General features: G+C 44.9%; 16 protein-coding genes. 12 read left to right on the forward strand and 4 right to left on the reverse strand.

What is annotated here, in order from left to right; all coding sequences use genetic code 11:
* Nucleotides 1-133: 133 nt before the first annotated feature.
* Both OZ401_RS11825 and OZ401_RS11830 read left to right on the forward strand, forming a co-directional pair.
* Nucleotides 134-1,285 carry an ArsA family ATPase gene (locus OZ401_RS11825; protein WP_341468446.1) on the forward strand — a complete coding sequence of 384 codons (1,152 nt, stop codon included), beginning with the start codon at nucleotides 134-136 and terminating at the stop codon, nucleotides 1,283-1,285.
* A gap of 23 nt (nucleotides 1,286-1,308) precedes the next feature.
* Entirely contained in the window at nucleotides 1,309-2,556 is a 1,248-nt protein-coding gene (locus tag OZ401_RS11830) for an ArsA family ATPase (RefSeq protein ID WP_341468447.1), read from the forward strand.
* A gap of 180 nt (nucleotides 2,557-2,736) precedes the next feature.
* Here the strand turns inward: OZ401_RS11830 and OZ401_RS11835 are convergent, their stop codons facing one another.
* The 3 genes from OZ401_RS11835 to OZ401_RS11845 all read right to left on the reverse strand — a co-directional run bounded on the left by OZ401_RS11835 (nucleotide 2,737) and on the right by OZ401_RS11845 (nucleotide 6,219).
* Complete coding sequence (locus OZ401_RS11835) at nucleotides 2,737-3,513, reverse strand: helix-turn-helix transcriptional regulator (protein ID WP_341468448.1); 777 nt, start codon at nucleotides 3,511-3,513, stop codon at nucleotides 2,737-2,739.
* A gap of 2 nt (nucleotides 3,514-3,515) precedes the next feature.
* Nucleotides 3,516-4,202, reverse strand: a complete 687-nt coding sequence (locus tag OZ401_RS11840; RefSeq protein WP_341468449.1) for a hypothetical protein — start codon at nucleotides 4,200-4,202, stop codon at nucleotides 3,516-3,518.
* A 430-nt stretch (nucleotides 4,203-4,632) separates the two neighbouring features.
* A complete protein-coding gene (locus tag OZ401_RS11845; protein ID WP_341468450.1) occupies nucleotides 4,633-6,219 on the reverse strand; it encodes a sensor histidine kinase in 1,587 nt (528 codons plus the stop codon).
* A gap of 185 nt (nucleotides 6,220-6,404) precedes the next feature.
* On the opposite strand from OZ401_RS11845, the gene cobS reads away from it, so the two are divergent.
* The 4 genes from cobS to OZ401_RS11865 are packed head-to-tail and all read left to right on the forward strand — an operon-like array spanning nucleotide 6,405 to nucleotide 9,640.
* On the forward strand, nucleotides 6,405-7,169 hold the full coding sequence (cobS, locus tag OZ401_RS11850; protein WP_341469877.1) for an adenosylcobinamide-GDP ribazoletransferase: 765 nt from the start codon (nucleotides 6,405-6,407) through the stop codon (nucleotides 7,167-7,169).
* Nucleotides 7,170-7,214: 45 nt separating this feature from the next.
* Complete coding sequence (locus tag OZ401_RS11855) at nucleotides 7,215-7,856, forward strand: histidine phosphatase family protein (protein ID WP_341468451.1); 642 nt, start codon at nucleotides 7,215-7,217, stop codon at nucleotides 7,854-7,856.
* A gap of 42 nt (nucleotides 7,857-7,898) precedes the next feature.
* The gene (gene cobU, locus OZ401_RS11860) at nucleotides 7,899-8,588 is read left to right on the forward strand and encodes a bifunctional adenosylcobinamide kinase/adenosylcobinamide-phosphate guanylyltransferase (protein WP_341468452.1); all 690 of its coding nucleotides are present in this window, start codon (nucleotides 7,899-7,901) and stop codon (nucleotides 8,586-8,588) included.
* 5 nt (nucleotides 8,589-8,593) lie between these two features.
* Nucleotides 8,594-9,640, forward strand: a complete 1,047-nt coding sequence (locus OZ401_RS11865) for a YihY/virulence factor BrkB family protein (protein ID WP_341468453.1) — start codon at nucleotides 8,594-8,596, stop codon at nucleotides 9,638-9,640.
* Nucleotides 9,641-9,689: 49 nt separating this feature from the next.
* Here OZ401_RS11865 and OZ401_RS11870 read toward each other — a convergent pair whose 3' ends face one another.
* Nucleotides 9,690-10,700, reverse strand: a complete 1,011-nt coding sequence (locus OZ401_RS11870; RefSeq protein WP_341468454.1) for a MerR family transcriptional regulator — start codon at nucleotides 10,698-10,700, stop codon at nucleotides 9,690-9,692.
* Nucleotides 10,701-10,974: 274 nt separating this feature from the next.
* Between OZ401_RS11870 and OZ401_RS11875 the strand changes: the two genes are divergently transcribed.
* The 6 genes from OZ401_RS11875 to OZ401_RS11900 all read left to right on the forward strand — a co-directional run bounded on the left by OZ401_RS11875 (nucleotide 10,975) and on the right by OZ401_RS11900 (nucleotide 17,244).
* Entirely contained in the window at nucleotides 10,975-11,664 is a 690-nt protein-coding gene (locus OZ401_RS11875; protein WP_341468455.1) for an SOS response-associated peptidase, read from the forward strand.
* A gap of 324 nt (nucleotides 11,665-11,988) precedes the next feature.
* Nucleotides 11,989-13,053 carry a glucose-1-phosphate thymidylyltransferase gene (locus OZ401_RS11880; protein WP_341468456.1) on the forward strand — a complete coding sequence of 355 codons (1,065 nt, stop codon included), beginning with the start codon at nucleotides 11,989-11,991 and terminating at the stop codon, nucleotides 13,051-13,053.
* 28 nt (nucleotides 13,054-13,081) lie between these two features.
* Nucleotides 13,082-14,089: a dTDP-glucose 4,6-dehydratase gene (gene rfbB, locus OZ401_RS11885; RefSeq protein ID WP_341468457.1), complete on the forward strand. Its 1,008-nt coding sequence runs from the start codon at nucleotides 13,082-13,084 to the stop codon at nucleotides 14,087-14,089.
* A gap of 126 nt (nucleotides 14,090-14,215) precedes the next feature.
* Entirely contained in the window at nucleotides 14,216-14,983 is a 768-nt protein-coding gene (locus tag OZ401_RS11890) for a hypothetical protein (protein WP_341468458.1), read from the forward strand.
* Between the two features lie 180 nt (nucleotides 14,984-15,163).
* Nucleotides 15,164-16,165 carry a chlorophyll synthase ChlG gene (gene chlG / locus OZ401_RS11895; protein ID WP_341468459.1) on the forward strand — a complete coding sequence of 334 codons (1,002 nt, stop codon included), beginning with the start codon at nucleotides 15,164-15,166 and terminating at the stop codon, nucleotides 16,163-16,165.
* A gap of 275 nt (nucleotides 16,166-16,440) precedes the next feature.
* Nucleotides 16,441-17,244, forward strand: a complete 804-nt coding sequence (locus OZ401_RS11900; RefSeq protein WP_341468460.1) for a hypothetical protein — start codon at nucleotides 16,441-16,443, stop codon at nucleotides 17,242-17,244.
* Nucleotides 17,245-17,255: the final 11 nt, after the last annotated feature.

The following is a 17,255-nucleotide window of genomic DNA, read 5'->3' on the forward strand; positions in this document are numbered from 1 at the left end:
ACTGACTATCTGTTTACCTATAAGCTATTGGTAATCAACCCTTACCGGCTTTTGCCAGTTCTAATTTTCTTTTGCTATTCATATTTTTTACCCCTAGAGGGTACTGTGTTTTAGTATCCAGGGAGATGTCACTATGCGAGTCATTTTATATGTAGGTAAAGGTGGGGTCGGAAAAACCACCATTTCAGCAGCTACCGCTGTACGCGCCGCCCAAATGGGCTACCGTACATTAGTTGTAAGCACGGATACAGCACACAGTTTAGCTGATGCCTTTGATCTTAACCTTAAATCGGTTCCAGATAAAGTAGCAGATAACCTTTGGGCACAAGAGATAAACGTTCTGGATGAAGTACGCTCGAATTGGGGCAAGCTGGAAAGCTATTTTGCTACCATGCTTAAGAAAAAAGGCGCTGATGATGTTATTGCTGAAGAATTGGCGCTTCTGCCCGGTATGGATGAATTGATCAGTTTGCTTCAAATTCTACGGCATAGCCGGAGTGGTGATTATGATGTCATCTTTATTGATGCTGCCCCTACCGGTGAAACTGTCCGGCTTTTAAGTATGCCCGATATGTTTACTTGGTACTCTGATAGGGTTGCAACTTGGCATAATAGCACCATGAAATTAGCAGGGGCTATAATCAAACCGTTAATGCCGCGCAACAATGTTTTCGACGCAATACCCGATATAACCCAACAGGTTGATTTGCTGCGCACTACACTTACCAGCCCTAAACAAGCCTCTTACCGGATAGTAGTTAATCCCGAAAAGATGGTGGTTAAAGAAGGGCAACGTGCTGCTACCTATTTGAGCCTTTTTAACTATCCGGTAGATGCAATTATCTCGAACCGGATTTTACCTGAAAATAGCTCTGATGCGTTTTTCGCAGGAATATGCGGAAGGCAAAAGGAATATCGGGATTTGATTTATAGCAGTTTTGCGCCACTCCCCATTCTGGAAGTACCCATGAAGGGACATGAGGTTACCGGGATCAAAGCGCTAGGTGACTTGGGAATGGAAATATACGGTGATCGCGACCCTACGGAGTCGTTCTACCGTGGCAAAGCGCAAGAAATCGTCAAGATTGACGGCGAATATATATTACAGCTTGCTCTTCCTAACCTTGAAGTGGACAAAGTGAATATGGTTAAGAAGGGTGACGAACTCTTCGTTGAAATTGGTAATTTCAAACGGGATTTATTGCTACCACATGCGTTAGCCGCTCGCAACGCTAAATCAGCACGGTTCAAGGATGGAATACTGCACGTACACTTTTCTAATTAACTGCGAGGAGAGGTTTTGAAAAGATGGGTACCAGAGTCATAATTTATAGCGGCAAAGGTGGGACGGGCAAAACCACCATTAGTGCCGCAAGTGCCAGTCTGATTGCCAGCCGCGGGAAAAAGGTGCTGATTATGTCCAGCGACCCGGCACACTCTCTATCTGATGTTATTGGAAAAGCGATTAGCCGAGATGAAGTAACCGAACTAGCGCCTAACTTATTTGGTCTGGAAGTAGATACAGTCTACGAGATGCGGAAAAGCATGGGCGGGTTTCAGAAATTTATGGCAAACGCCTATGAAGGGCGTGGCGTGGATAGTAGTGTTGCCGCCGAACTCAGCAACCAACCCGGTATGGACGAGATTCTTGCACTGAACCGTTTGCTTATAGAATATAAGAGCAACAAGTGGGATTGTATAATTGTTGATACTGCTCCCACCGGCAATACTTTGCGTTTATTGGCTTATCCCGAAATGATCATTGGAGGCACAAGCGGTAAAAACTTCTTCAAGGTTTACCGTGGCTTTAGTAGTTTCGTGCGCCCTTTCCGCCAACAAACCCCTAATGATGAGTTTTTCAAAGAAGTAAACAACTTGATGGAGATGATGAATGAGCTAAGCGCCTTCATCGTAGCCGATGATGTTTCAGTTCGTTTGGTATTGAATCCTGAAAAACTCCCGGTGATGGAAACTAAACGCGCCTACACCTTTTTAAGCCTTTATGGCATCAAGATGGACTCGGTTATAATCAACAAGATTCTACCCAGAGAGAAACAGCTTGGCGCCTATTTTGATTATTGGGTGGAGTTGCAGGCAAAGTATATCAAAGAAATCGAAGAGAGTTTTAACCCCATGCCCATCTTTGGTTCTATATTGGAAGATGAAGAGCCGATAGGGGTTAATAAGCTTATACCGGTTGCAGACAAACTTTTTGGAACGTCTGACCCAATACAAAAGTTATACGACCATCCGCTCATATGGCTGGAAGAAATGACTGCAAATCCGCGTGCGCCTAAAGAAACGCATCGAAGACTTTGTGTGCGCTTACCTTTCATCGATGAGCAGGACGAATTATACATCGCACATAACGGTACGGATGTAAATGTAACCGCAGGACGACTACAAAGAGCAGTTTCCCTACCGAGGGTTTTAGTACACAGCGATTTGGTTAATTTTTATTATGAAGATGGCATTCTCAAAATGGAGTTTTCGGAAAAGCCTCCCGAAGAGATTGCGTGGACAGACGACCCTTTTTTCGTAGGAAGTAACAAGTAAATAGGAAACAAAAAGCCAGGTTCTAGACCTGGCTTTTTTAGTTTAGCTCTTATTTTTTTCCGGCTTCTCGCTCGGTCTTGCGACGATCGCGTAACTTCTTGCTTTTAGCTCGGTGCTTTTGAATAGCTACCTTCTTGCGTTTATTCATTTTATCCTCCTAACTATATTTTGAAGCTTCTATTACTCTTCATTCTCCGGTCTTGGTCTGAACGGGGGTCGGGGTCGATAATTGCCCTCATTCCCACTATCGCTATTGCCGCCACCGGGCGGTCTCGGACGGTAACCACCCTCATTCCCGCCACTGCCACTACCACCACCGGGCGGTCTCGGACGGTAACCACCTTCATTCCCGCCACCGCCACTACCACCACCGGGTGGTCTCGGACGATAGCCACCTTCATTCCCGCCACCGGGTCTGGGACCTGGGCGTGGGCCTGATCCAGTGTTAGGACCGGTTGGTCTGCCACCACCGGGTCTAGGGGGTCTACCTCCGCCTCCGCCGCCATTAAACGGTCGTCTTCCACCACCGCCACCTCCAACAGGTCTACGAGGTGCGGAGGGTTTAAGTGACCACCATTTTTTGATAGCGTGACGTTGCAGGATAGTTTTAATACCGCTATTCAACTCAACAATTTTAATTATGCTATTATCTGCGCCATCAACAGTCCCTAATAAAGTTTCACCGTTCATAAGCAGGAAACCCATTTGTGGGCGGCGTTCGTGCTTTAGCGTCTCTTGCAAGCGGGAACTAGTGCTGCGTGCATAATCGCTAAACTCATCAACCGGAATACCAAAATATTCAGCTAAAGAACCACGAGAATGTACATCTCCAGCATGTTTCTCCAACTCAATAGCATGGATATAATGCTCAGGCAAACCTACTTCCGACGCTACCTCACGAGGGGTAATGCCATCCTTCAGAGCGCGAAGATAAATTATATACGAACCGAGGCTCATAATTATTCGCCTCCCTTACCTTCGTTAGCCTCAGCAAAAGCGTCTGCCTTGCGGTAGAAAGCCATTGCCAGCTTGCGCAAAATGATTTCCTGCTTGGTTTCCTGATCAATGATATGGACGGTAAAAGGAGTAAAATCTACCACCACGCCGGTAAACTCTTTGCCGTTCAAAAAGGTGAAGGTTAACGGCACTTTTAAATCACGCTGCTTGCGCAAATAAGCAGACTCAATGTCACCCAATTGCTCAGCGGTATATTTCATTACCGGCTTAGACTGCTCGCCGCCTTCCTTAGCATCACTGCTATTTTTCCCTTCTGCCTTGTTAGTAGGACGAGGCGCGGGAGGGGCAGGACGAGATGCCGGAGGATTAGAAATTGCCGGGCGTGGGCTAAAATTGCCGGGAGCAGCTTGGGTAGGGCGTGGAGCAGGGTTATTATTTAGCCGTGGCGCAGCCTGACTCGGAGCCGGTTGCGGTGGGTTTTGCGGCGTAAACTCATCAAGGGGAAGGTTATAGTAGGCGGCGAATTTTTGGCGCTCAACATCGGTAGGTTCGCGTTCGCCTTCTTCCAGTTGAATAATGCGATCACGACTGATTTTCAAGTCGGCGGTTAGATCTACGTAACCTTTTTTGTGTTGTTTTTTTAGTTCTTTGATCTTGCGACCAAAATTGAATGCCTCAGATGAAGACATCTGGCAGCGCCTCCATATAGAAGTCCTTCCTCAGAAAACCTATTTCGCCTGCGCCATTTGCAAGATAGGGAATAATAAAACCCACTAGCGGAGGAGTCGGGGCGAAATTAAAAAGAAAGACCTCTCTAAATTATTTAACCTGATCAACTGGTTTGTGAAAAAAGCCAACAGAACCGCTGGCTTCTTCGCGACCGGATTAGCCACATGATAGCCTACCCTCAAATGCTTGTCAACCTAAGAAATTTCATTATTAGTCAAGCAAATCTGTTAAACAAATTATAGTTAGGTGCAGTTAGTTTTTTAAAGACTAAAGCACCTATCAGCTAGTTTTCAAATAACAATAGTATGGTCTTTAGTCAATAGGCTACATGGGAAGATAAGCACTGCGAAGTGAGGAAGTGTAGCCGGATTATAAAACCCGGCTACACTTTTATTCCTTGTGGGAAGTAGGCAGGGTAAAATAGAAGGTAGTACCCTTGCCTTCTACCGAGCTAAAACCTATATTACCACCCATTAACTTAACTAGACGTTGGGTAATAGACAAACCCAGTCCGGTTCCGCTAATCCCACTACGTTTGCTGGCGCTACTTCTGAAAAACCGATTGAATATTTTCGCTTGCTCTTTCTCAGGAATACCCATACCCTCATCGGTAATACGTACTTCAACCATTGGGCGCATCGCGGAAGCATTGTCAGCCTCGTCCGTAGGTGGAACTGCATTTTGAACGATAATATTAATCTTGCCACCCTTAGGCGAGTATTTTATCGCATTACCAATAAGATTCATTAAAATCTGATTGAGTTTGCCGTAATCTGCCAGCGCATAGGGATGTTCAGCCTTAATAGCCACTTCAATCTGGTGAGGAGATTTTTGTTGCAGCTTCAAATTTTCTAAAACCTGCGTAATAGTGATATTCAAGTCGATTTCGGCTACTTTTATTTCAAGGTTGCCTTCCTCAAGTCGGGTTAATTCGAGCATATCATTGAGCAAAGCTCTCAAGCGTAAAGCTTCCTGATTAATTTGCGCTATCCACTGAGGACTTTCTTCAGGAGGTAAAGAGGGTTCATTTAGTATTTCGGTCATATTCAATATAACCGCGATAGGATTGCGGAGTTCGTGGGAAACCATTGATACAAATTGGTCTTTTAAGCGATCTAATTCGCGGTCACGAGTAACATCGCGTAGCAGAAAACCCGTTCCGATCTGCCTACCACGAGCATCGTCAATCGGAAAAAGGGTCATTCGGATTTCACGTACCGGACGGTTGGCAAGTCCAGCAGAAGGATCGACACCAAGTTCACCGGAAGACTGAATGAAAGGAGCAGGGCGCAAGTGCTGAATGATTTCCGATTTTATAGCGGCAAGCGGTCGTTCAAGGCTAAATTCAAAACTGGGCACTTGTCCTTGAGAACTATATTGCCGAGCAGCCACCATACCCATCCTGAAACTTTCCCGGTTAGCAACAAACGGTCTGATTTTAGCAAGCCACTCCTCAACCGTTTTTAATTTCTGCTCAGGATTATAAATACCGCACCACTTAAGCAATTCGTCGGTGCGTTTATTCGAGTGAATTATGGTGCCATCGAGTTCCGCCAGCAACAAGCCGTCACTCATACCTTCTAAGCCACTGGTGAGAGCAAGGTGTTCTTCTATATATTGGACAACCTCATTTTGAATAGCCTCGCGATGCTTAGCAGCCCGCATATTTACGGTTCTAGCGCTGATTACCAACACTAAGGCAGCGCCAAAGGTGGATGAGGCTACTACAACTGCCAATAGGAGCAAAAGTTCGCTATTTAGAAGGCTACCGAAAAATAGCAAGCCCACCAATGCCAGCAGCACAATCCCCAAATATAACCAGATATCGCTAACTGTCAGGGGATGCGGTTCTATTACCCGATTTTTTGCTTTCGCAGGCTCGAGCAATAGCGGCGGTTCGGATATTTTATCTACTAGTGGCTCGAATAGATTGCTTTGCAAACCAATTCTATTTTCAGAGCGGTTTAAATAACCCAAGCCTGTATCTCCTATACTATATTGAAATCCTAAGCGAAGTTGTGGAAGCACAGGCACAAATATAAGCAATATACTGAAAACCCAATCTGTTGGGATTATGCCACAATTTGATATTTTAGACAATGGGCGTATAATGAAGCGATTAATATCTGGCTTAATATGAATGACGGTTAGAATTGCAAATAGTGCTTAGCTTTCTGGTAGCAGTTCAATTCCTCACGACTCTGCCTGTACCCCTACGACGACAGGCAAGCTCAGAAGATGTAGGCAGGGCAGTTCGTTATTTCCCAATTGTAGGGTTGTGGCTAGGAGTAATGTTAGCCAGTTTGAACTGGCTGCTTAACTTTTTTATGCCTGCAAATATCGTGGCGACCTTACTTGTAGCTTCGCTGCTTGCCTTTACCGGTGCGCTTCATTTTGACGGTTTTCTAGATTCATGCGATGGTATGTTCGGTTACCGCACCCCGGAGCGGCGGCTTGAAATTATGCGAGACAGTCATGTTGGAAGCTTCGCGGTTGCAGGTGGCTGGGTTTTATTAACCCTTAAATATGTCGCGCTTCTCAACATTCCCCCCGACCTGATGACCCCGGCACTATTACTTGCTCCGGTATTAGGGCGGTGGGCGCTAGTCACAGCGGTGGTTATATTTCCATATGGACGGGATAGCGGATTGGGTATTCTGTTCAAGCAGCACACCGGAAAACTAGAAATGGCACTGGCTGGACTAGGAGTGTTGGTATTTTCGCTATTAACATTGCGGCTATTTGGAGTGGTGCTAGTATTAACTAACTTCGTTTTTGCTTACCTTTTTGGTAAGTATGTAATGAGCAAACTGCCTGCCGGTTTAACGGGCGATAGTTATGGGGCTATAACCGAATCCAGCGAGACGCTCGCCTGGCTTATTATCGGGGCGGCGGCGGGTGTGATAAAATCCATGTGGTTTCTATAACCAAATACTTCTCAAAACCTTTTATCCTTTACAGGTGATAAGAAAATGCCGAAGCTGATTCTGGTAAGGCACGGTCAAACCGATTATAACGCGCAACGTCGTTATCAAGGACACACCGACATCCCACTTAATGAAATGGGTTTACGTCAAGCCAGAGCTTTACAAAAACGCCTCTCTCATTTAAAACTCACTGCTGCCTTTTGTAGCGATTTGAGCAGAGCGCGTACCACTGCCCAAATTGGGCTGGAAGGGCATTCTCCCAAACTGGAAGCGGAAATATTGCCCGGTCTGCGTGAAGCTTCCGGTGGCAGAGCAGAGGGGTTAAATTATAATCAAATGCTGGAGCAATTCCCCGAAGAAACTAAGCTCTGGCAAAGTGATCGGTACAATTATAGCCCGCCCGGTGGTGAAAACCTGAAGACTGTGCTTGAGCGGGTTAGCCAAGCAATTGATTATATTACCAATAAACATCCGGGCGAAGATGAAGTGGTTTTGGTAGTGGCACACGGGGGAGTAATCGGCACACTTCTTTGCCATTATATGGGGATGGATTTAAACCGTATCTGGCAATGGCGGGTAGATAGTTGTTCGTTGAGCATCGTCCACCTTTACGATAATGCTTCAATCCTGTCGCTGTTTAACGATACATCCCATATTGACTCTATGGATTTAAGTGAAGGTAAATAGGAATTTCTTGTTTTCTGGAAAGGTTTTTGAATAGTAGCGATAATGTCAAAACCATCGAAAGAGCGCCTAATAAGCCTTGTTTTGGGTGGCGCACGCAGCGGCAAAAGTACCTTTGCCGAGAAACTGGCAAGTTCCCGTGCGAGCAACCTCGCGGTGTTATACGTAGCAACGCTTGAACCTTATGATGCCGAAATGCAAGAGCGCGTAGAGCGACATCGTGCCAGTCGTCCCGATACATGGCGCACATTAGAAGCCCCTCTGAATTTGGCTGAAACAGTTCGTCAAGGATACAAGGGTGAGAAATTGGTGCTGCTCGATTGTCTCACGCTTTGGACTACCAACCGCCTGATGAGCATAACACCACTGGATAAGGATGCTGCGGGATATGTCTCCCAAATACCGCCTGAAGACGACCTTGCGCTCGAATCTACTACGCCTACTACTCCTGTTGAGGTTACTTCCCCAGATTATTTTGCCGAGGAACGCGCAATGGCTCAGGAACTCGAATCACTAGTGGCTTGGTTACGTGAGCAGAATTGCGGACTAGTAATGGTTTCTAACGAAGTGGGAATGGGTTTAGTACCGCCTTACCCACTGGGACGCGCCTATCGAGATGCGTTGGGACGCTTAAATCAGGTTGCTGCTAACCTCGCAGATGAAGCTTTTTTTTGTATTGCCGGTATTCCCATTGATTTGAAAAAATTGCAATATAATTTTGACGAGGATATCTAAGGGCTATGAAAGGGATTTTCTCGACCCTGAAACGAGGTTTGACCAAATTTCTAGAAGATCAGGGCACAGGCTGGGCGGCGGCAATCGCCTATTATGCGCTGGTCTCTGTTTTTCCGCTTATCATTGGCGTAGTTGTAATCGCTACTTTAATCATTCAGGACGATAATACCCGTAAGGATATTACTAAAAGCCTGATTGAAGCTTTCCCAAAAGCCGATCAAGCCGGAGTAAACATCAATGAAATCATTAATAATTTCATTGATACCTTGAGTAAAGCTGCTCCTGTTCTAGCGGTAGTATCGGTGATTGGTACTCTATGGTCGGGTAGTGGCGTGTTAGACGGGATTATGACTGCTGTAAATGTTGCATGGGATGTAAAAAGAGACCGACGGAGCTTTTTTAAGAAAGCAGTGATACGCTTTGGAATGTTGATAGGGCTAGGTATTCTGTTTATTATCTCCACCGGCATGGGATTTGCCATTCAGATTATTCGAGGGCTTGATATTGGTATCCTCGGTATTAGCACTAATAGTTTTAGTTTGCTTTGGGATACAATCATTTTCATAGTACTTTACTTACTCAATGTAGCAATTTTCATGGTTATTTACCGACTCGCTCCCGATCGAACGCTAGAAAAACGAATCCGCTGGAAACCAATACTATTGGGTGCAGTGATTGCAGCGTTTCTTTTTGAGATCAGCAAATTGTTGCTGACCTTCTTCCTAACCGGATTCGGAGGCGCACAAAGCTATCAGCGTACATATGGAGCTATAGCCGGAGTTATCATTTTCTTATTCTATGTATATGTAAGCGCTTGTATTCTGCTGATAGGGGCTGAAATAGCGGCAGTAGCTACGCGCAAGGCAGAAGTGGAAGCAGGAGAATTGCGAGAACCGGAGATAAAGAAAACCAACTCGAATATTCTGACTCCTGTGACTGTGGAAATTGCCAAGCCCAAAGAAACCAAATCGGGTTTGTTACCCGCCTTTTTCAGTTTGGCAATAGTAGGTCTGTTTATAGTAGCAGGACGCAAACGCAGCAACCGTAAATAAAAAAGGCGCAGACTTTATCTGCACCCCAGAGTTTTGCTTTCAGAAATAGCTAATCTTTTGACAGAACTTTTTCTACTAATGCAACGCTCTGTCGCCCTTCGTCCCCAAAATAAACCGCATTTTTGAAAAGCGCATGCAGATTGGGGTCTTCGGTGAAAGCACGACCAGCATAAGCAAAAATAATACCGGGCAGCCAATATTGCTTTACTTTTTCTATCACTGGTGATATTTCTTGATGGAGCGCAATAGCGGTTTCAGAACGACTTGCTGAAAAGACCACCATAGCGGGCTTCAAACGGCGTAAATCTTTTTCGAGATCAAGCGCCGGCACATTTTGCCCCAGATAAAGCACCCGCCAGCCATTTCTACGAAGAAAGAAGGTTGTCATTACTACCCCTACTTCATGAAATTCGTGAGGAGCGCAACCTGTTAGGATTAGCGGTCCTGTTTCCAGAACCGGCAGCGAATTGATCATCGCATTCAGACGAGTGCGGCAGATGTTGCTGGCAAAATGTTCGGTGGCAACTGTTACTTCGTTGCGCATCCAGCGATCACCGATTTCGTAAAGTACCGGTTGAATCAAATCCACACAAACTTCTTCCGGTGGATAAAATCCGGCTGCTTCAGAAATAAGGTTATCGGCGGTCTGTTCATCAAATTGTAGGAAAGCATTCATCAACTCATTGCCTAGTACGCTCATAGAACGCACCTCATTTAAACGAGTATTCTTTGGATGGCTTCCTCTGCCGTTGGTTTTCGTAGAATTGGAACGAGCTTGGCGGTTTTCGTACTGCATCACCTCTAGAACAGTTTCTTCCGGCTGTGCCTGCAAAAGAGTGCTGGCTTGACTAATTGACATTCCTTCTTCAAGGCGATTCCTCAACCACATAACACGATAAATATCTCGCTTGGTATAGCGCCTATGCCCACTCTCAGTTCGCTGTGGAGTGAGAATTTTGTAGCGCTTCTCCCAAGCGCGTAGAGTAGGTTCGGTAATACCTGCCATATGCGCTACCGCTTTAATGCTATAAATAGGGAGATCGAGGGTGTTTTCTAACATTTTGAAGTGTTCCTTTGAAGGGAAGCCATCTGTTGCGGCCTATAGGTTTATTTTGCCAGCCTTTTGTAATTATCACTTTGAGAGTAATATAGAAGTTATTATAATTCTTTATACTAAAATTATATCACTCGACATGCCTCTGTCAAGATATTGTATAACATTTCTATTGCTGCTGCTGTAGCTATTGATACTTTCAAGCCTTTATTGTCCAATTTGTGGATTAATTATAGGAGAGTTTTGATTAAATGCTTTTTAGTCGAATGGAGATAATTATATGTGTGGTCGATTCGCCCTGAAAGCTAATATAGATTCTATTGAAGAGCGGTTTACTGCTCAAGCTATGTTTAGTAATACTGACTTTGCGCCTAGTTTCAATATAGCGCCTAGCCAGGTTTGTCCTGTTATAGTTGCGAGTGAAAAAGGCAGGCAAATAAGGTTAATGAAATGGGGCTTGATACCAAGTTGGTCAAAAGAATTTAAAGCCAATTATTCAACGATTAATGCAAGGGTTGAAGGAATAGAAACCAAACCCGCTTTCCGTAAACCGTTTAAATCACAGCATTGCCTTGTACCGACAAATGGTTTCTTTGAATGGAAAAAGCCGGAATTGGCTAAAGCGCCTAAAGTTCCCTACTTTATCACTATGCGAGGAATGGATACGCCACTCTTTGCGATGGCAGGTTTGTACGATATATGGAGAGATGAGCAAGGACAAGAGTTGTATAGTTTTACAATAATTACAACCGAAGCAAACGAACTTATCAAGCCTTTGCACGATCGAATGGCAGTAATTTTGCCGGAAGAATCTGAAAGTATCTGGCTGGATACCACCAACACCAACCCTGCAAAGCTTCTATCTATACTCAAACCCTTCCCACCAGAATTAATGGCAACGTATCAAGTCTCAAATCAGGTAAATTCGCCCTACAACAATACTCCCGAATTAATCGAGCCGTTGCTTTAGTAAGGCAGGGCTGTTGCGAGTTCGGAAAGGAGGTGCAGGCGGAACGCCTGCCGGGGTGGCAAGGGGTGTCCCCTTGAACTTACCCTCTCCCCTCCTCTCCGGCGGAAGCAATAGGTTATTGCCCTAAAAACGTTTCTTGCAACAGCCCTGTTTAGCAAGGTGTAGTTGTTGTAATATAGATGGATATCTAAACTCATAGAATTTTAGTGTGCTTTGAGTAAAATTGATTCGGTTAAGGGATAATTGCGTAGTATAATTGCCTCGTAACCAGTAAATGCAATATACGTTAACCTAATTGTCATCTTGAAAGGAGGACTCTCCAGCGTGAAGGGATTAATCCTCAGCGGCGGAAAAGGTACGCGGCTGCGCCCCCTGACCTATACCAGCGCCAAACAGCTTGTGCCGGTAGCTAACAAGCCGGTCTTGTTCTACACCATCGAAAACCTCGTGGAGGCTGGTATTTCCGAAATTGGGATTGTAGTAGGCGATACCGCCGCCGAGGTGAAAACTGCTGTTGGTAGTGGTGAAAAGTGGAATGCAAAAATAACCTATATTCAACAAGAAGCGCCGTTAGGATTGGCACACGCTGTAAAAATCTCACACGAATTTCTTGGAGATGATCAGTTTGTAATGTATTTGGGCGATAATATGCTTGAGCAAAGCATCCGCCCACTGGTTGAGGATTTTAAAACAGGTAAATGCAACTGCCAGATTTTATTAAAAGAAGTTACTAACCCTCAAAGCTATGGGGTTGCAGTTTTAGCGGGTGATAGAGTGGTAAAACTAGTTGAAAAGCCCGCAGATCCACCGAGCAACCTGGCGTTGGTGGGTGTATATATGTTTGACCACAATATTTTCACCGCAGTTAACGAAATAAAACCAAGTTGGCGAGGCGAACTAGAAATCACCGATGCAATTCAATACTTGGTGACTAACGGTTATAATGTCAAACCTTTTGTGGTAGAGGGTTGGTGGGTCGATACCGGAAAGCAAGCCGATATGCTAGAGGTAAATCGTCTCATTTTAGACCGACTAGAACGCAATGTTTCTTGCTATGTAGATAAAGATAGCCGCGTTGAAGGCAAAGTGGTTATCGAACAATCAGCCGAAATTATTAATAGTGTAGTGCGTGGTCCAACAATTATCGGCAGGGGCTGCCGGATTATAAACAGTTACGTAGGACCATATACGTCGATTAATCATAACTGTACAATTAGTGATAGCGAAGTTGAGCACAGCATTATTCTTGAAAATAGCCAGATTCATGATATCCCCAGTCGGATTGAGGATAGCCTTATAGGGCGAAACGTGGTAGTGGAAAAATCGCCCATCAAACCCAAAGCCTTAAAACTATTACTGGGCGATAACAGCCGGGTAGGAATTCTTTAATTTTTTAGAGGAGAGTTATATCAGCTTTATGAAGAAAGTCTTAATTACTGGCGGTGCGGGCTTTATAGGCTCGAATTATGTCCGCTATATGCTTGAAAAATACCCTGATTACCACGTAGTAGTGCTAGACAAATTAACATACGCCGGTAATCTGGCAAATCTGGCAGATATTGAACAAAATTATGGGGATCGCTATACCTTTGTAAAAGGCGATATTGCCGACCCGGTAGCAGTTGATCAGGCGATGAAAGATTGCCAATACGTTTTGAATTTTGCTGCCGAAAGCCACGTTGACCGCTCAATTGAACAGCCCGGTCAATTCATCATGACCGATGTTTACGGCACTTTTGTACTTCTGGAAGCTGCCAAAAAATATGCGGTAGAACGTTTTGTGCAAATTTCCACCGATGAGGTTTACGGACATATTCCGCAAGGTTCTTCTAAAGAAGGCGATCGCCTCGAAACACGCAGCCCCTATTCTGCCAGTAAAGCGGGCGGTGAGCTTATGGCGCATGCTTACTATGTCACTTATGGCGTTCCGGTGCTGATTACACGTGGTAGCAATAATTATGGACCATATCAGTATCCTGAAAAGCTTATCCCGCTTTTTATCACCAACGTAATCGACAATATTCAGGTTCCGGTTTACGGTGATGGACAGCAGATTCGCGACTGGATTTATGTGCTAGATCATTGCAGCGGTATAGATTTGGTACTACACAAAGGTCAACTCGGTGAAGCTTATAATGTAGGTGGTGGTAACGAACGCACCAACCTTGAAATAACTCATAAGATTCTTGAATTGACCGGAAAACCGCTTGACCTTATCAAATACGTTAAAGATCGCCCCGGTCATGATCGACGCTATTCACTGGATACCACCAAAATTCGCCAATTGGGTTGGGAGCCGCAATTCACTTTTGAAACGGCGATGCGCCAAACTGTCGAGTGGTTCCTGAAAAACGAGAAGTGGTGGCGACCGCTTAAATCAGGAGAGTTCCAAGAATACTACCAACGTCAGTACGCCAATCGCTAGGCATAATTAGAAATAGATTAGTTTCAAGAGCAGTCAGTGGGCTGCTCTTTTGTTTTTCTTGAAATCTGAGCCGCAAGCAGCTAAACTAAGCGATACAAATATGGTACTTAATATGGGGAGATCAAATTGAAGAAAATCTACGTTCTGCCACTAATAATTTGTTGTATATTGCTTGTTTCTTGCGGTGAGAATAGCCCAACAGCGGCAAAATCTCCTTCTCCTGCGCCAAATGCAACTATTCGCCCATTGACCACTTCTCCAGTAACAACCGGGGCGGTTACTGCTGCTACTATCGCTATCAGCAATGCTACTGCTACCCCCATTCCCCCAAATGTCATAACTATTCCGGCATCCGGCAGTTACACCGGTAGTCTGGAAGTATTTAAGAAAGTATTCGAAGCAACCGGAAAAGCTAATTCATATCGCTTCTCAGTGGTTTCCACCGGAGTCAGTTTGAGCGGGGTGTTTGTTAAGCCCGACCGCATTTCGGGGAATCTTGAAACCGGGGGGCAAAAAGCTCAAGTAGTACTTATTGGCAAGGATTTTTACTTTAGTGTGGACGGCAAGAGTTGGCAGAAAAGCTCAGGCGACACATCCTTATCCGACATAACGGCACGCCTGAATGAGGTAATACCCTCTAACCTAGCCGGTAGCCAATTTTATCCACAAAGTGATGAAAAGCTCGATGGTAAGGATGTGGGTGTTTTCGTGATAGAAACCGGTAGTCCCAATTCAGCATTAGGCACAGCGATTAATAAAACCCGCATGACCTACAAGTATGATAAACAAACCTTTCAAGTAGTGTTGGTACAGGTTAAAAGTGGCAGCAGCGATGCGGAGATACGGTATAGCGACTACGATAATCCGACGCATAAGGTGGAAGCTCCGGCTTAAGTGTCGGGTTGCACCTCACAGCAAATGGGCTTTAAATAAGACGTTACGAGCAAGGTTCGAAACCGTCAAACTTGTAAGTTGTAGGTGTAGCCTCTACTACGGGACTATGATATTGCCTATGCTAACATAGCAATATCCTGAGAAATCTTGTCTTTTTGCCATTAGAAAGCCTTTTATTCTATGAACAACGAGCGAAAAAAACACCCCCATCTGCAAATTATAAATCCTTCCGATACCCCTACCGATACCGAATACGAAGTTAATCAAAGCGCACAGGTGCTTGTACGAAAAACGCAAGAGGTTAAAACGGCTGAAGTAGCCAAACCGCGCTGGGGTATTTATCTGAGTATAATGAAACCCATTACTTGGGTTCCAGTAGTATGGTCATTCCTATGTGGTGCAGTTGGGTCGGGTGGTTTGCGACTCGATCTAGAAATACTGTTAAAGCTATTAGTCGGTTTGATTTTATCCGGGCCGCTGCTGTGTGGAATGGGTCAGGCAATAAATGACTATTTCGACCGGGAAGTGGATGCGGTTAACGAACCATCAAGAGCAATTCCAAGCCTACGTATCACCCTGATGGAAACCTACCGTATTATCGGATGCTTGGGCTTTTTAGGCTTATTATCGGCATACTATCTTGGCACAGTAGTGTTTTTCCTTTCTCTGGCAGGAATAGGCTTAGCACACGCTTATAGCGCACCACCGCTTCGACTCAAGCGTTTTACGTGGCTTGGTCCACTTACTAGCGCAGTCTCTTATATTGCCTTCCCGTGGTTAGCCGCCGCCAGCATTTTTGGAGAAATCAATCCGCGCGTATTGATTATAATATCAATCTATTCGCTTGGTGCTACCGGAATAATGATTTCTAATGATTTCAAAAGCATCGTGGGAGATTACGCGCTAAAACTGCCAAGCGTCCCGGTGGTTTACGGCACACGGATTGCTGCCAGAATTACATGCGCCCTTATAGATGGCGCACAATTGGTAGTAATAGGGTATCTCATTTTTGCCGACCACCATTTTCTTGCAGCAGGCGTAGTTTTGCTGTTGATGTTGCCGCAACTATTTTACCAGAAAGCGTTTCTTGAAAAGCCTTTGGCAAAAGCCATCTGGTATAACTCACACAGCCAGATATTCTTCGTAACAGGCATGCTGGTGGTAAGCGTTCTGGCATTTTAACCTCAATAACTTTTTAATCTAGGTGTTTTTTCTTTGCCTCTATCGCTAGAGGCATTTTCTATTAGCTTTGAAATCCCAAAATGAATTTAGAACGAATTTGCGGAAAACCTCTTGACAAATCCGCATAATTGTTCTATATACATGGTAATTAGAACATTTGTATGCTAGATTTTATGTTCTGGAAAATTAGGATAAAACTAGAAATTCGCCCTATACCTATGCTCACCTGCTACTGCTCACAAACTACAGGCAGGTCCTAACCTAAAAGGAGTTAAATGATGGCTAATCCGGCTCGTAATTACTCGCATTATGGTGATGATTTTGAGGAAGATGAGGATCAAACCTTACCGCCCCGACATGCCAATGTACCAGGATCGGCAAGAATGGCTATGCCTGCTTACAGGGTTAATGTAATCGGTCAGGGTGAAAGCGCCGCCGCCCGTGTCAATATGCCACGCCCACTGCCAAACGTAGCGCCACCAATGCAGGGACGTGCCAATGTACCGCCTCAGGTTATGATGCCCCGCCAAAGAATGGCGTTACCCGCGCCCCGTTATAATCGCCCACAACCTAAAACTCTAAACAATCGTTTTGCTCTGCTAGATAAACTTAGTCTAGCTAATATTGCGCCCTACAAAATGCTGTTGGGGGTGATCGGTGGGTTAGTGGCAATAAGTATGCTCATTTTACTGGTAACTACTGTAATCGGTTGGTGGAATATCTGGCAAGATGATATGACTTACGGCAGACCACGCACTATGCAGCTTAGCGGTTGGGTAGGGCATAACGAGCAAACCGGGGAACCCACTAACTTTATTGCGCAAAACATCAATGGGGAAGTTAACATCTACGAAATCCCCGGTGGCGATACATCAAAGATGACTGTAATTAAAGGACCTCGCCTTTTTGGAAAAAATGCCGACCTTACTCCGGTCAAAATCCGACTTGAAGATGTAAATACTGATGGGCATGTAGACCTGATAGCAACTGTGGATGGTTCAGAATTGGTTTATATCAACGATAGCGGCAAATTTCGCCCGGCATCTGGCGATGAAGTTCGTCGGATTATGAAAAAGTAGGGAGGCTCTCA

The sequence above is a fragment of the Candidatus Chlorohelix allophototropha genome (genome assembly GCF_030389965.1).
GTDB classification, from domain to species: domain Bacteria; phylum Chloroflexota; class Chloroflexia; order Chloroheliales; family Chloroheliaceae; genus Chlorohelix; species Chlorohelix allophototropha.

Coding starts and splice junctions, on each gene's coding strand:
- OZ401_RS11825 (WP_341468446.1), top strand. CDS start 134: ATGCGAGTCATTTTATATGTAGGTAAAGGTGGGGTCGGAAAAACCACC.
- OZ401_RS11830 (WP_341468447.1), top strand. CDS start 1,309: ATGGGTACCAGAGTCATAATTTATAGCGGCAAAGGTGGGACGGGCAAA.
- OZ401_RS11835 (WP_341468448.1), bottom strand. CDS start 3,513: ATGAGCCTCGGTTCGTATATAATTTATCTTCGCGCTCTGAAGGATGGC.
- OZ401_RS11840 (WP_341468449.1), bottom strand. CDS start 4,202: ATGTCTTCATCTGAGGCATTCAATTTTGGTCGCAAGATCAAAGAACTA.
- OZ401_RS11855 (WP_341468451.1), top strand. CDS start 7,215: ATGCCGAAGCTGATTCTGGTAAGGCACGGTCAAACCGATTATAACGCG.
- cobU (WP_341468452.1), top strand. CDS start 7,899: ATGTCAAAACCATCGAAAGAGCGCCTAATAAGCCTTGTTTTGGGTGGC.
- OZ401_RS11865 (WP_341468453.1), top strand. CDS start 8,594: ATGAAAGGGATTTTCTCGACCCTGAAACGAGGTTTGACCAAATTTCTA.
- OZ401_RS11870 (WP_341468454.1), bottom strand. CDS start 10,700: ATGTTAGAAAACACCCTCGATCTCCCTATTTATAGCATTAAAGCGGTA.
- OZ401_RS11875 (WP_341468455.1), top strand. CDS start 10,975: ATGTGTGGTCGATTCGCCCTGAAAGCTAATATAGATTCTATTGAAGAG.
- rfbB (WP_341468457.1), top strand. CDS start 13,082: ATGAAGAAAGTCTTAATTACTGGCGGTGCGGGCTTTATAGGCTCGAAT.
- chlG (WP_341468459.1), top strand. CDS start 15,164: ATGAACAACGAGCGAAAAAAACACCCCCATCTGCAAATTATAAATCCT.
- OZ401_RS11900 (WP_341468460.1), top strand. CDS start 16,441: ATGATGGCTAATCCGGCTCGTAATTACTCGCATTATGGTGATGATTTT.